The following is a 14,912-nucleotide window of genomic DNA, read 5'->3' as shown; positions in this document are numbered from 1 at the left end:
TCACTGCTCCGAATGCGCCTGCAGGAACGAATACACCTCGGTCTCGTCGACGCCGGGGAACGCACCGGGCGGCAAGGCAGCCAGCAGGTGCGAATGCGCCCGTGCGCTGGGCCAGGCAAAGCCGGACCACTCGGACGCCAGCTCCCCCGGCGGGGTGCGGCAGCAGTCCGGATCGGGACAGCGCGATTTGGACCGTTCCGTGGTGTCCCGGCCCCGGAACCACTTCACGTGCTGGTACGGCACCCCGATGCTGAGCGAAAACTTGCCGGCCGAACCCCGTTCCGTACGTGCCGTGCACCAGTACGTGCCGGCCGGAGTGTCGGTGTACTGGTTGAACGCACTGAACTGGTCCGGCACGGAAAAGACCTCCCGAGAGGTCCAGTACCGGCAGATCGGCTGGCCCTCAATGGCGCCGGTGTGGTCCGCAGGGAACGTCACGCCGTCATTCTCGTATGCCTTATAGACAATGCCGCTCTCATGCACCTTCTGGAAATGGGTGGGAATACCCAAATGCTCGGTGGCGAGATTGGTGAACCGGTGCGCAGCAGTTTCATAGGACACCGCGAAGGCGTCCCGGATGTCCTCCACGGCAATCTCCTTGGCGGCCTTGGCCCGCTGCAGGAACTCGACCGTCGCCTTTTCCGGCAGCAGCAGCGCAGCGGCGAAGTAGTTCGTGGCCACCCGCTGGCCCAGGAACTCCCCGTAGCTGCTGGGCGTCTGGTGCTGAAGCACGTAGTGTCCCAGCGCCTGCAGCAGTACGGACCGGGGATCGTGGTCCGATCGCTGGGACTGGGTCAGGTAGATGCGCCGGTTCTTCAGGTCGGTGACCGAACGCGTGGAGTGCGGCAGGTCGTTGACATGGTGGAGGCTGAAACCCAGGTGCGCCGCAATATCGGCGATCACGTGCTGGGACAGCGGACCGGACGTGTGCCCCACCGAATCCAGCACCTTCTGCGCCTCGGCCTCGTATTCGGGGAAGTAGTTGTTCCGCTCGCGCATCATGGCCCGCAGTTCGCCGTTGGCCCGGCGGGCCTCCTCCGGGGTGGCCACCTGCTCGTTGAGCCGGCGCTCGAGCTCGGCCTGCAGCCCCACCAGGGATTCGAGGACGTCGATGGGCAGCCGTGAACCAATCCGCACCTTCGGCAGGCCCAGGGAAGCATAGAGCGGGCCGCGCTGTGCCCGCTCTAGTTCGATTTCCAGCGCGGCACGCCGGCTCGGCGGCTCCGCGCCCAGCAGGGAATCGATGCTGACGTCCAGCGCAGCGGCCAGCGCCTGCATCATGCCGAGCTTGGGCTCGCGCTTGCCGTTCTCGATGAGGGACAACTGGGACGCCACGGTTCCGACGGCGGCGCCCAGGTCATCGAGCGTCATGCCCTTGGCCTTGCGCAGGTGCCGGACGCGGCGGCCGAGGCTGATGACGTCCAGCGTGCGCTCGGCGTCGGGCCCCAATCCGCCCTTCGGGGAGTCAGGAGCGGGTCTATTCCATGTAGTAGGCGTCACATTTTCAGATTACGCGAAGAATCGCGTTTCTTTCCATAGAAAACCCCTAGAAGAGGGCTTGTTGTTGGCACAGGCTTAGTTCACAGCAGGAAATTCCGGTTTGAAGCGGACCGGTTTGAATGAATGATTTCAAGGAGATACAAGCATGAGCCAGGACCAGTCCACCGCCCCCACAGCAGAACAGCTCACTTCCGACTGGGAGACCAACCCCCGCTGGGACGGCATCGAGCGCGACTACACCGCCGACGACGTCGTCAAGCTGCGCGGCCGCGTCCAGGAAGAGCACACGCTGGCCCGCCGCGGTTCCGAAAAGCTCTGGGACCAGCTGCGCAACGCCGGCGATGAGGGCTACACCAACGCCCTGGGCGCCCTCACCGGCAACCAGGCCGTCCAGCAGGTCAAGGCCGGGCTCAAGGCCATTTACCTCTCCGGCTGGCAGGTAGCCGCCGATGCGAACAACTCCGGCCACACCTACCCGGACCAGTCCCTCTACCCGGCCAACTCGGTTCCCACCGTGGTCCGCCGCATCAACAACGCCCTGCTGCGCGCCGACCAGATCGAATTCGCCGAGGGCATCCAGAGCGTCGACGACTACCTGGTGCCGATCGTGGCTGACGCCGAGGCCGGCTTCGGCGGCCCGCTGAACGCCTACGAACTGATGAAGGCCATGATCACCTCCGGCGCATCGGGCGTGCACTGGGAAGACCAGCTTGCCTCGGAGAAGAAGTGCGGCCACCTCGGCGGCAAGGTCCTCATCCCCACCGGCCAGCACATCCGCACCTTGAACGCCGCCCGACTCGCGGCCGACGTCGCCGGCACGCCCACCGTTGTGATTGCCCGCACCGACGCCGAAGCAGCCACGCTGATCACCTCCGACGTCGATGAGCGCGATCAGGAATTCATCACCGGCGAGCGCACCGCGGAAGGCTTCTACAAGGTCCGCAACGGCATTGAACCCTGCATCGCCCGGGCCAAGGCCTACGCACCGTACTCGGACCTGATCTGGATGGAAACCGGCACGCCGGACCTGGAGATGGCCCGCAAGTTCGCCGAGTCCGTGCGGTCCGAATTCCCCGACCAGATGCTGGCGTACAACTGCTCGCCGTCCTTCAACTGGAAGAAGCACCTGGACGACGAGACCATCGCCAAGTTCCAGCGCGAACTCGGCGCCATGGGCTTCAAGTTCCAGTTCATCACCCTGGCCGGCTTCCACGCCCTGAACTACTCCATGTTCGACCTGGCGCACGGCTACGCCCGCTCCGGCATGAGCGCCTACGTGGAACTGCAGGAAAAGGAGTTCGGCTCCGAATCCCGCGGCTACACCGCCACGAAGCACCAGCGTGAGGTTGGCACCGGCTACTTCGACGCCATCGCCACGGCGCTGAACCCCGAAGGCAGCACCCTGGCCCTGGCCGGCTCCACGGAGTCCAGCCAGTTCCACTAAACCCGGTCCTGCGGGGGCGCCGGCTGCATCCGCAGCGGCGCCCCCGCGGCAACACCGCCACAGTTTTGAAAGACCACTAGGAGAACGCCATGAATGACCCGATCACCCTGAACGGCATTTCCCTCACCGCTCCCGCAGTGCGGCGGCAGGAGGAAATCCTCACCCCGCAGGCGTTGGACTTCGTCAAGGCGCTGCACCGGGCCACGGCCACCCGCCGGCAGGAACTCCTTCAGCAGCGCCAGGCCCGCCGGACGCAGATTTCCAACGGTGCGGACCCGACGTTCCTGCCCGAAACCCGGAACATCCGCGAGGACGACTCCTGGCAGGTGGCCCCCACGGCTCCGGGGCTGGAAGACCGGCGGGTGGAGATCACCGGTCCGGTGGACCGGAAGATGACCATCAACGCCCTGAACTCCGGTGCGAAGGTATGGCTGGCCGACATGGAGGACTCCTCCACGCCGTCGTGGTCCAACGTCATCAACGGCCAGTTGAACCTGCGCGACGCCCTGGACCGGCGCATCGACTTCACCTCTCCGGAGGGCAAGGAATACCGGGTACAGGGCGCCTCGCTCACCGACCTGCCCACCATCGTGGTCCGCCCCCGCGGCTGGCACCTGCCGGAAAAGCACATGCTGGTGGACAACACCCCGATCGCCGGCGGTCTCGTGGACTTCGGGCTGTACTTCTTCCACAACGCCCAGCGCCTGATCTCCCAGGGCCGCGGCCCCTACTTCTACCTGCCGAAGATTGAAAACCACCTCGAGGCACGGCTCTGGAATGACATCTTTGTCCTGGCCCAGGACCTGCTCGGCATCCCGCAGGGAACCATCCGCGCCACGGTCCTGATCGAAACCATCACCGCCGCGTTCGAGATGGAGGAAATCCTCTACGAGCTGCGGGACCACGCTGCAGGCCTGAATGCCGGCCGCTGGGACTACATCTTCTCGGTGATCAAGAACTTCCGGACGCGGGGACCCCGGTTCGTCCTGCCGGACCGGAACATGGTCACCATGACCGCACCGTTCATGCGTTCCTACACCGAGCAGCTTGTCCGCGCCTGCCACCGCCGCGGCGCCCACGCTATCGGCGGCATGGCTGCCTTCATCCCGAACCGCAAGGACGCCGCAGCCAACGACGTCGCCATGGAGAAGGTGCGCGCCGACAAGACCCGCGAGGCCGGCGACGGTTTCGACGGATCCTGGGTGGCGCACCCGGACCTGGTGCCCGTGGCCATGGAGGTGTTCGACGGGGTGCTCGGCGACCGTCCCAACCAGCTGGAGAAGACCCGCGAAGACGTGGTGCCCAACGACAAGGCGCTGCTGGACATCGCTTCCACGCCCGGCGTCATCACCGAGGCCGGCATCCGCAGCAACATCGAGGTGGGCATCCGATACATCGAGTCCTGGCTGCGGGGCAACGGTGCGGCCGCCATCAACAACCTGATGGAAGACGCCGCCACCGCGGAAATCTCCCGCTCGCAGATCTGGCAGTGGATCCACTGCTCCGCCGTGACCGACGAGGGCGACGTTGTGACCCACCAGTGGGTGGAGGAACTGCTCGACGAGGAGTTCACGAACCTGCAGCGCTTCGAGGGCGACCGCTTCGACGATGCCCGCGAGCTTTTTGAGGAAGTTGCCTGCGGGGAACATTTCCCCACCTTCCTCACCGTGCCGGCCTACGCCCGCTTCCTGCATGAATCGCAGGAGCTGGCCGCGGCCTAACCCCTGGGGGGGGTGACGCGGATACCGCTTCAGTATCCGCACCGGCAAGGGCCGGGAGTACTTCCGCTGGTGTTCGAACACTGCGGGAATTGCTCCCGGCCCTTTCTGCGTTGCACCCGATATGAAGATTGATATCTGGTCCGACATTGCCTGCCCGTGGTGCTACATCGGCAAGCGCCGCTTCGAGGCCGCCCTCGCCCGTTTCCCGCACCGGGACGAGGTGGAAGTCCACTGGCACAGTTTCCAGCTCGATCCGTCCCTGCCCGACCACTTTGACGGCACCGAGGTCCAGTACCTCAGCGAACGCAAGGGCATCGACCCCGAACAGCTCGCCGGAATGCTGGACCAGGTGTCGGTCCAGGCGGCGGGCGAAGGCCTCTCCTACGACTTCGATTCCCTCGTAGTGGCGAACAGCTTCTCCGCGCACCGGCTGATCCATCTGGCCAAGGCGGAAGGCGGCCCGAAGGCTGCCGATGCCGCCAAGGAAGCACTGCTTTCGGCCCATTTCGTGAAGGGAAAGGACATCGGCGCGGCAGATGACCTGGTGGAAATCGGCACCGGCATCGGGCTGCCCGCGGACCGGGTGAAGGCCGTGCTGGCCAGCGACGAATACGCCGACGCCGTTCGCGCGGACATTGCCCAGGCCCGCTCCCTGGGGATCAGCGGCGTCCCGTTCTTCGTGCTCGATGACAAGTACGGCATTTCCGGTGCGCAGCCTGCCGACTTGTTTGCCTCCGCCCTGGAACAGGCCTGGCAGGAATCGCACCCGCTGGTTCACCTGACACCGAAGTCAGCGGACGGACCTGCCTGCGGACCTGACGGCTGCTAGGCCCTGAAGACGGCTGCCGGGACCGTGGGTTCGAACAGCCACGGTCCCAGCAGCCCGCTGGCCGAGACACCGGCGGCGGCATATGCCTTGTCGGCAAGGTCCAAAAAGTCAGAAGTACCGGCACAACCGTGCCGGTACTTCTGCGTCCACTCCTGCAGCAGCTCGAAGAAGATCCCGTCGCCGGCGCTGCGCCGCAGGACATGCAGGGTCAACGCTCCGCGCCGGTAAACCCGTTCATCGAACATGGCCGCCGGCCCGGGATCGGCCAGCTGCAGGTCCTGCCGCTGGTGCCGCAGCCACTCCAGGTCGGCCGCGGCCCGCTGGTCGCTGCCGGCGCCGTCGGCCGCCTCCGACCACAGCCACTCTGCGTAGGTTGCGAAACCCTCGTGCAGCCAGATATCCCGCCAGCTGCCCGCCGTGACCGAATTGCCGAACCACTGATGCGCAAGTTCGTGGGCCACCAAAGACGCCGACCCCGAATCCAGGTGGTTGCATCCGAAGATCGACACCGACTGCGCCTCCAAAGGGATCTCCAACTCGTCGTCGGTCACCACCACCGTGTACCGGCCGAAGGGATAGGGCCCGAACCGTGAGGTAAACAGGGTCATCATGGCGTCCTGCCGGGACAGCGCGGCACTTGCGCGGTCGGTCAGGGACGGGGGCGCAACGACGGACTGCGGTACGTCGCCGGGCAGTTCCAGGTACTCGTACCGGCCAATCTGGACCGTCGCCAAATAGCTGGACATGGGGTCGGGTTGTTCGAAGACCCAGGTCTCCCGGCCGCGGCGGTCTTCGCGGGAGACCAGCTCTCCGTTGCACGTCACCCGGTAGCCGGACTCCACCGTCACGCTGATCCGATACCGCGCTTTGTCCGCCGGCAGGTCGTTACAGGGAAACCAGGACGGAGCTCCGGTCGGCTGTCCGGCAACGAGGGCGCCGTCGGTCAATTCCTCCCAGCCGATGTCTCCCCACAGGCCGTTGCCCGCACGCGGCTTGCCCTGGTAGCGGATGCCCAGCCGAAACGTGTCACCGGCCTTCAGCTCCCGACTGGGCGTGATCGCCAGTTTGCCGCGTCGCTGCCGGAAGGAACGGACGTCCACCGGAGTTCCGGCGCACCAAAGCAGGACTTCTTCCACCCGCATCGGCCGGTCCAGGTCCAGGATGAGCTGTTCAATGTCGACCAGGGCCGAGCCGGCGAGGCGCGCCAGCCCCTTGAGCCGGTTGGGGCCGACGTCGTAATCCAGTGTCAGGTCATACTCGGTGATGCTCAGGTCCGTGGAGCCTGACGCGGGGGTATAGGGATCGGGCGCGTGGTGCTGGTGTTGGTGGTGGGATCCGGTCGGCCACATGGCGGACATCCTGACACGGCGCAGCGTTTTCGCCACGGGTAGCTCCGGGAACCGGCCTTAGTTTTCAGCGTCCCGGGCGTATTGGCGCCAGCGCTGCCGGTCCGCTTCGGGCAGGTCCTCCCAATCGGGTGCCGGGGGCATCCACAACCCGGGGAGCAGCGCCGCCCGTTCCTCGTACAGCAACCTGCCCTCGTCGGCTGCGTCGGGGTCCGTCCAGGCCGTCCCGTCGCCGGCAGGTGTTTCGCTCACGCTTAAACTCTAAGCGACACCGCAAAAACGCATCAGGGATTATGTGAAGAAACATCCTCCCGCGGTTTCCCTTCGCGCCCGCTCTCCAGCGGCCGGTCCCGTGTTCGGTCCAGTGTTCGGTCCAGCAGCGGGGGGTTTTCCGCCGGTGGAGACCACCCCGTATGGGTCCGTGGTCTTGCCGCAGTCTGGCGGTCCGACGCCGCCGGCTTGGCGAGTGTGCCGGCGCCGGGCGGCGAGCCCCGCGGCGTCCGCCGACGCCCGGCCCTTTTGAGCGCCAGCCGGATCAGCAGCCCCAGCGCCGCCAGTACGCCGAGGGTCGTCAGCGTGCCGGTCAGTGTCTCCAGCCTGTGCTCGACTGCCGCTGCCTTCTCTTCGGCCCGTGCGGCAGCGGCGGCAGCTTCGGAGGCGGCACTGGACGCCGTGAAAACGTCTTCCACGGTCCCCATAACGATGCGGTCACCCGGGACGGCCCTGCGCAGCAACCGTGTGACCGTAGCCAGGTCCGTGGAAATGCATCCCCACGTTGGTGCGTACCCGGCATGGAAGAAGATCGCGAAGGAGGCACCCTGCCGGGTCGGCATATCCGGCGGGCGGTTCCAATTGATCACGGCTGCCTGTTCATAGAGGCCCTGCTCCATGTACCGCCAAAGGTTTTCGTCTGCTCCTCCGCCTTCCCCTTCGAAGTACTGGTTATAGGTCTCTCCGTGCTGTCCGCCCCACCGGGAGGATGGTTTCAGCTCGTGATATTCCAGTTCAGTGCCCGGGTTGCTGCGGCCGAGCGCCTCGGTGAAGCTGAAGGACCCGGTCGGTGAATACAAGGTGTTCTCCCACATGCTGCCCGGGGGTGCAAAGCCGTTGCGGCCGCTGAAGCCCCAGGACTGCCATTCCTGCACATAGCCCCCGTCCTCGAAGACGCAGCCGGTGAGGCGGGTTTCCGCAGCTCCGTACTTTTCAGCCGTCGCGAAAGTGACGCGCTTGGCTTTCTGGACGGAGTAGCGGACCTCCCCCGCGTTGAGCCTCGCACAGGGGTCGTGCTCCTGCTCCGCGCCGGCGGCCGGCAGCGGAGGCAGCAAAAGGGCGGCAAGCAGCACCGAAGCTGCCGCAAGCCCGAAGCGGCGTGCACGACTCAACAGCATCAACTGCGCTGACGGGACCGGTGACGGGCCCGGCCTTCCGGCTCCGGCGGCGCCGGCGGATAGGGCGGGGCGGGTGGGTACGCCACCTCGCGCGGTGCCGACGGGGACGGGGCAGCCGGCTCAGCCGGCGTTCCCGCAGCCGCTGGGGCAGCCGTTGTCGGCGACGTCCGGCTCTTCCGCTGGCCTCCGGCGCGCTCCAGGTATCTGTTCCGCGCCCACTTCGAGGCTTCGGCAACTCCTTTCTCCAGCGGCCCCTGGGCGGCGTACCGCAGCCAGATGGCGGCGAAAGCCGAAAGGATGGCCAGCTGGAGAATCATTGCCGGCACTGGCTGGTCCGCCAGCAGCCCGGTGGCCAGGAGTATCAGGTGCAGGGAGTACAGGGTCAGGGTCATCTTTCCCAACAGGGCCAAGGGCTGCAGGAGCCGCCCGCTTGCCCGCCCCAGCAGCAGCAGGACCGCCAGGAACGCCGCCGAGGTGCCGATGGTGTTGGCCAGCACCAACGGCGTACTGGAATAGGGGGCCAAGGAGGCGAGCCACCACCACGAATCTGTCGGCATCACCGGGTCCGGCCCCCAGATCAGTATCTCTTCAACGGTGTCCTCGGGGGCCGAGGACCATACCGACGTCGTGTCCACCAGTTGTTGCCGTCCGCCGAAGGGGCCGAGGATGAGGGCGGAAAGGACTGCTGTTGCAAGGGCAAGGCTGATGCCGGCCGCCAGCAGCCGAATCTGCACCACCCGTTCGGCCAGGTCCAGCCGACCGATGGCCAATCCGACGCAGACGTACGCCATCCAAGGCAGTGCGGGATACGTGCCCGAGAGAAGGACCTGGCCAAGGACACCGCCGGGGGCTTCGACGAGCGTGGTGAAGGTGGGTTCCACTCCAAGCATGTCCGGCAGCACATCCCTGGTGGCGTGCATCAGGATGGGGCCGGCGGCAGCGATACCTGCAGCAAGAACCAGCAGGGTCCGCACGCGCAGCCCGAGCAGTGGAAGGGCGAGCAGGAACATCACTCCGTAATAGACGAGGATCACCTGGGCGTTGATGGCGAGGTAGCCGAGAAACAGCCCGATGACGGTGATGAGGGCAGCGCGCACCGCAAGTCCGTATCGGACGGCAGCCATCTCCCGTCCCCGCGGCGGGTGCTTGCCGCCTGACATAAAGGCCAGCGATATCCCGGCAAGCAGGGCAAAAAGTGCGGCTCCTCGGCCGGCGAACAGGAGCCAGGTGAGCGTGGGTGCGAACTCCTCGTTCCAGGCGGGCAGGATGTGGATTGCCATCATGGCAATCAGCGCCGCTCCCCGGGCAGCATCGACACCGGTGACCCGCCGTTTGCCCACCCCTGCCAGAGCCGACCCGCTCATGCTTCCCCCTTTGCTCAATGCGCCCGTGCCAGAGTTTCGGGGAGTGCGGGGGCGGGCGCAAGCGTAGTCGGCAATCCCGCGGCGGCGAGGTCCGCCACAAGCAGTTCGGTCTCCTCTTCGCTCAGGTCCGTCAGCGGCCCCCTGACGGGGCCGGCGGGCAGCCCCAGTTTCCGAAGCGCCGCCTTGGCCGATGCCGCGCCGGGGCACCGGAACATACCGGTGTAGATCGGCAGCAGGTCACGGTGAATCCGCAGCGCGTCATCCACCCGGCCCTGCCGGTACGCGACTGTCAGGGCACGCAGCCGGTCAGCGGCGACGTGTCCGACCACCGAAACGACGCCGACGGCACCAACGGACATCAGGGGCAGATTCAATGCGTCATCACCCGAGTAATAGACCAGCTCGCTGTGCTTCATGACCCAGGAGGAGGATACGAGATCCCCCTTGGCGTCCTTCACCGCAACGATGTTCGGATGGCGGCCGGCCGCCACCAAGGTTTCGGGGGCGATTGCGACGCCGGTGCGGGCAGGGATGTCGTAGAGCATCACCGGCAGGTCGGTGCTGTCGGCAATGGCTTCGAAGTGGCGCAGCAGGCCTTTTTGCGTGGGGCGTGAATAGTACGGGGCAACCACCAGCAGCCCGTCTGCCTTCTGTTCGGCCGCGGCCCGAGCCAGCTCGATGCTGTGCCGTGTGTCGGTGGAGCCCACTCCGGCGATAACCCGCCGCTCGGTGCCCGCGGTGACCCGCTTGGCGGAATGGATCATCGACGCTTTTTCCCAGTCCGAGGTTGCGAAGGACTCCCCGGTGGTGCCGTTGACCACCACGCCGTCATTCCAGCCGGTCCGCAGCAGCCATCGGGCCAGCTCCTCGGCGCCGGTCTGGTCCAGTTGGCCGCGTTCGTCCATGGGCGTGACCATTGCGGTCAGCACGGTGCCGAACCGCCGGGAGACCGTTGTCCCTGCGTTGTCCGTAGATGTACTCATAATCCTGCTCCTACAGTTTTGTACTCGATCGATTTACGGTGGCGGGCACGGCGTTCCGTGGGGCGGCTCTGGCCCCAATGTGCCAACGGGTTCCCGCACCAGGCGCTGTTCGTTGGGACGCTTTCCCCGCGCATCACCAACGAGCAGCCACCAACGGTGCCGCCCACTTCGATGGCGCTGCCCGGCAGCACGATGCTGTTGGGTCCCAGCGTGGAACCGTCGCCCAGCGTTACTTCGTCCAGGCGCATGATCCGGTCATGGAAAAGATGGGTCTGCAGTACCGTGCCGCGGTTGATGCTCGCTCCGTCGCCCACCTGTATCAGGTCGAATTCCGGCAGCCACCAGGTTTCGCACCAAACGCTGCGGCCGATCCGCGCCCCCATCCAGCGCAGCCAGGCGTTGAGCATCGGGGTGCCCAGACTCATCCGCACCAATCCGGGAACGGCGAGGGATTCCGAAAACACGTCCGCCAGCTCGTTCCGCCAGACAAAGGAACTCCACAGCGGGTACTCCGAAGTTTCGAAACGGCCCACCAGCAGCCACTTCGCCATGACGGCGATGAGCGCTGCGGCGATCCCGCTCAGCAGGAGGACCGGACCGGACCACAGGACGGCCGTGAGGAACCCGAAGGTGTCATACAGTCCGGCCAAAGCCCACACGGTCAGCAGGGCCAGCCAGGCCGTGATCACCGCCGGCAGGATCCTGCAGGCTTCAACTGCGCTTCGGGCAACCAGCAGGCGTCGGGGAGGATCGTAGGTCCGTGCGGTGTCCCCCACCTGCACCGGCCGCGGAAGCTCAACCGCCGGACGCCCGAACCAGGACGTACCCGCCGGCATATTCCCGGGAGCCGAAGAAAGTACCGCGATCAGGGAGTTCCCCGGCACATGTGTGTCCGGCCCCACGATCGCCGAGTTCCCGACGAAGGATTGTTCCGCGACACTCGCGGGACCGAGGTGCAGCCATCCCTGCCGCACCCGCCGCGCCGACATCATGGAATGGTCCGCCAGGAAGGTCCGGTCCTCCAGCCGCGTCAGGTGCGGCACGGTTTCCATAGTGGAGATTTCCACGTGCCGGCCGACCTTCGCGCCCAGGAGCCGCATCCACACCGGCGTGAGCACGCTGGCATAGATCGGATACATCGTAATCAGCGACCGGCTAAGCATCAGGTTGCTCAACCAGGACGCCCAGCCTGTCATGCCGTCCGCCGGGTGCATGCCCGGCGGCATCAGGTGGGCGGTACCGCGGACCACGGCGGCGGTGAGCGCGAGGAACATCAGCATGGAAATCACCACGAAGACCGGTGCCCAGACGGCCAGGATCCACAACGCATCGGTGAAAGAGGAAACACCGTTCAGCAACCACAGCATCAGGGCGGACCCGGGTGCTATGGAAAGGAGATTCAACAACGCGATGCCGGCCAGGGACGCCGGGTAGAGCAGCCGCACGCTTCGGGATTCAGCGGCAGGCGCTGCTTCCTCGGGCCATCCCGCCCCGGCGCTGCCGGTCTTCCGCATCTGGGATCCTGCCCAGAGCTCATAGGCGGGGATTTCGCCGGAGACCAGGGTGCCCGGTTCCGTTTCGGCTCCGCGGCCCACTTTCGCCCCGCCCATCAGCGTGGACCGTGCACCGATCCGTACGTCTTCACCGATCTGGATCCTGCCGATGTGGAGCTGCCCGCCTTCGATCCAGTGGCCCGCCAGGTCTACTTCGTATTCGATGGAAGACCGGTCGCCGATCGACGCAAAACCGGTAACGGGCGGCATGGCGTCAAGGTGCACGCCTTCGCCGATGTTGCAGCCCAGCTGGCGGGCATACCATGTGCCGAGCGGGGATCCCATGATGGGTTCGAGCTTGCAGTACGTCACTATCCGCTCCGCTGCCCACAGCCTCAGGTGGGTGCTGCCGCCGCGCCGATAAATGCCGGGGCCGATCCCCAGGAGCAGCAACCTGGAGGACACCACCGCGGCGATCATCCGTGCCGGCAGGCTGTACAAGGCCAGCCAGGCCGCAAGGGTGGGAACCACGGGTGGATCCGGGGTCCAGGGGCTGCCCACGACATGGAACATCACCATGCATACGACGGCGATGCCGGTGACGTACCGCAGGCCCGTAATCCCGTAGAGCGCCACGATCAGCGGCGCCTGGACCAGCCCCAGCCACCAGGGCGATTCGGGGGTTTCGCGGACGTCCAGGGTTGAATCGCGCAGCGACGCCAAGTGCTCGGACATCGTGATCAGCGTCGGGTGCTCGTAGATATCGGCGACCGAGACCTTCGGGTAACGTTCCCGCAGTGCAGAGACCAATTGGGCGGCGGCCAGGCTGGCTCCGCCCAGGGCAAAGAAATCGCTTTCCTCGGTCAGCGGCAGCGGGCCCAGCAGATCGGTCCACCGCTGGCCCAGCCAACGCAGATCGGCGTTGAGCTCCACCCGGACGTCGGTGGGGGTTTCCATCACAGGCAGGGGCCAGGGCAGGGCCTTGCGGTCGACTTTCCCCGAGGCCTTCATCGGCAGCTCATCGACGATCCCCAGCGACGGGACGATGGATGCCGGCAGGTTCTGTGCCAGTTGGGCCCGCGCGGCGCCAAGGTCCAGGGTGGCGCCGGCCGCCGGGACCAGGTATCCAGCCAGCACCTGGTTTCCGGACTGGGTGGAATGGACGGCGGCTGAAGCCGCGGCCACGCCCGGCAGCCGGCTTAGGGCATCGTCAATCTCGCCGAGTTCAACCCGCCGGCCGCCCAGTTTGATCTGCTCATCCACTCGCCCCACGAAGACGAGGCCCTCTTGGTCTGCACGGACATGGTCTCCGCTGTAGTAGGCCCGCTCCCATCCGAGGGCGGGAAGCGGGGTGAATTTCTCGGCGTCCTTTTTCGGATCGAGGTACCGCGAAACCCCTACACCGCCGATGACCAGTTCGCCCACTTCCCCCCAGCGCACGGGGTTCCCGTCTTCGCCGATGACGGCGAGGCTCCAGCCGTTCAGCGGCAGGCCAATCCGGACGGTGGACTGTCCATCTAAAAGCGCGCCGCAGGCTATCACCGTGGTTTCAGTGGGGCCGTAGGTGTTCCAGACCTCCCGCCCGGGGGCTGCCAGACGCCGGACCAGGTCCTCCGGGCAGGCTTCTCCGCCGAAAATCAGCAGCCGCACGCGGTCAAGGGTCTCGGTGGACCAGTGCGCGGCAAGGGTGGGCACTGTTGAAACGGCAGTGATCCTCCGTTCAACGAGCCAGGGGCCGAGGTCGGCTCCGGACCGCACCACGGATCGAGGCGCCGGAACCAGGCACGCACCGTGGGCCCACGCCAGCCACATCTCCTCGCATGAGGCGTCAAAGCTGACGGACAGCCCGGCCAGGACCCGGTCCCCTGGGGAAAGCGGCGCACCGGCGCAGTAGAGCGAAGATTCGGCATCCACCAGGGCAGCCGCGGAGCGGTGGGTGACGGCCACGCCCTTGGGCTTACCCGTGGAACCGGAAGTGAAGATGATCCACGCATCGTCTTCGGGGTGCGGTTGGGGGCTGTGTCCGCCGCTGGGGACGCCCTGGAGAAGGTTCAGCTCCAACCCTGCTTCAATTACCGCGCAGACTCCGCCTTCGGCCCACACCGTTTCGGCACGGCCGGCCGGTTCGTCCGTATCCACCGGGACGTAGGCGGCCCCGGAGTACAGCACCCCGAGAATAGCTATGTACAGGTCCACGGAACCGGAGGGGACATAGATTCCCACCCGGTCTCCTGCACCGATGCCGCCGGCCCACAGCCGTTTCGCGAGGTCCTGCACACGGAGCTCAAGTTCGGCGTAGGTCAAGGAGACGGTTCCGTCATCGATGGCGGGTGCGCCCGGATAGGCGGAGACCGTTTCGGTGATGATATCGACCAGTGTCCGCTGCTCCGGTGTGCGGCCCCCGTGAAGCACCGCCAATCCTGCGGGAACGTGACCGGGGCTTGCTACTGATGGTTCCCTTTGCGGAAGGAGTGGTGCGGTCTTGCTGCCGGAGGCGGCCGGGTGCCGGATGGCTAATGGTCCTGTCGCCACGGCTTGCGGGTTTTCGGGCGTGTTCATAGAAAGCAGTTCTCCCTGCTGGTACATCTCATATCCGTGGTCGAGGGACCACAACCTGAGCCCGGCGACGGCCGGGGCGATGCAGGGAAGACTAGGAAAATGACGGCGGGTTCACATGAGTACCGCGGGCACGCAGGAGTCCATTCGGTACGGGGTTAATTACTTCCCCACCTCCGCGGCTACTCGGACCACTACCCGAACTGAATTTCGTTCCATGGGCGTCCCGCGTCAGGACGGGCAACCAGGGCACAGGTAAAAACCGCTTCCGGTGCTTCACAGCCTGCG

10 protein-coding genes are annotated in these 14,912 nt (G+C 66.2%); 3 read left to right on the top strand and 7 right to left on the bottom strand.

Annotated elements, in window-relative coordinates; genetic code table 11:
- A complete protein-coding gene (locus N2L00_RS01535) occupies positions 1-1,500 on the bottom strand; it encodes a helix-turn-helix domain-containing protein (protein ID WP_308219755.1) in 1,500 nt (499 codons plus the stop codon).
- A 145-nt stretch (positions 1,501-1,645) separates the two neighbouring features.
- On the opposite strand from N2L00_RS01535, the gene aceA reads away from it, so the two are divergent.
- The 3 genes from aceA (at position 1,646) to N2L00_RS01520 (ending at position 5,494) form a co-directional block, all read left to right on the top strand.
- Positions 1,646-2,944 (top strand): isocitrate lyase, encoded by a 1,299-nt coding sequence (gene aceA, locus N2L00_RS01530; protein ID WP_255863653.1) that lies wholly within the window; start codon positions 1,646-1,648, stop codon positions 2,942-2,944.
- An 89-nt stretch (positions 2,945-3,033) separates the two neighbouring features.
- The gene (gene aceB / locus N2L00_RS01525; protein ID WP_255863652.1) at positions 3,034-4,665 is read left to right on the top strand and encodes a malate synthase A; all 1,632 of its coding nucleotides are present in this window, start codon (positions 3,034-3,036) and stop codon (positions 4,663-4,665) included.
- A gap of 121 nt (positions 4,666-4,786) precedes the next feature.
- A complete protein-coding gene (locus N2L00_RS01520) occupies positions 4,787-5,494 on the top strand; it encodes a DsbA family protein (RefSeq protein ID WP_255863651.1) in 708 nt (235 codons plus the stop codon).
- Here N2L00_RS01520 and N2L00_RS01515 read toward each other — a convergent pair.
- The 6 genes from N2L00_RS01515 to N2L00_RS01490 are packed head-to-tail and all read right to left on the bottom strand — an operon-like array spanning position 5,491 to position 14,480.
- Positions 5,491-6,843: a M1 family metallopeptidase gene (locus N2L00_RS01515; RefSeq protein ID WP_255863650.1), complete on the bottom strand. Its 1,353-nt coding sequence runs from the start codon at positions 6,841-6,843 to the stop codon at positions 5,491-5,493. The two genes, N2L00_RS01520 and N2L00_RS01515, sit on opposite strands and share 4 nt — an antisense overlap.
- A gap of 57 nt (positions 6,844-6,900) precedes the next feature.
- A complete protein-coding gene (locus N2L00_RS01510; RefSeq protein ID WP_255767367.1) occupies positions 6,901-7,092 on the bottom strand; it encodes a hypothetical protein in 192 nt (63 codons plus the stop codon).
- A gap of 32 nt (positions 7,093-7,124) precedes the next feature.
- A complete protein-coding gene (locus N2L00_RS01505) occupies positions 7,125-8,222 on the bottom strand; it encodes a hypothetical protein (RefSeq protein WP_255863649.1) in 1,098 nt (365 codons plus the stop codon).
- 5 nt (positions 8,223-8,227) lie between these two features.
- Positions 8,228-9,592 (bottom strand): heparan-alpha-glucosaminide N-acetyltransferase domain-containing protein, encoded by a 1,365-nt coding sequence (locus N2L00_RS01500; protein ID WP_255863648.1) that lies wholly within the window; start codon positions 9,590-9,592, stop codon positions 8,228-8,230.
- 14 nt (positions 9,593-9,606) lie between these two features.
- Positions 9,607-10,575, bottom strand: coding sequence for a 4-hydroxy-tetrahydrodipicolinate synthase (gene dapA / locus N2L00_RS01495; protein ID WP_255767363.1), 969 nt, complete (start codon positions 10,573-10,575; stop codon positions 9,607-9,609).
- Positions 10,572-14,480: a Pls/PosA family non-ribosomal peptide synthetase gene (locus tag N2L00_RS01490; RefSeq protein WP_255863647.1), complete on the bottom strand. Its 3,909-nt coding sequence runs from the start codon at positions 14,478-14,480 to the stop codon at positions 10,572-10,574. The genes dapA and N2L00_RS01490 overlap by 4 nt, the downstream gene beginning before the upstream one ends.
- Between the last annotated feature and the right edge of the window lie 432 nt (positions 14,481-14,912).

It is taken from the genome of Arthrobacter sp. zg-Y1171, assembly GCF_025244845.1.
Taxonomy (GTDB): domain Bacteria; phylum Actinomycetota; class Actinomycetes; order Actinomycetales; family Micrococcaceae; genus Arthrobacter_B.
The sequence above is the reverse complement of the archived record's forward strand: the minus strand, read 5'-3'. Positions and strand labels throughout refer to the sequence as shown.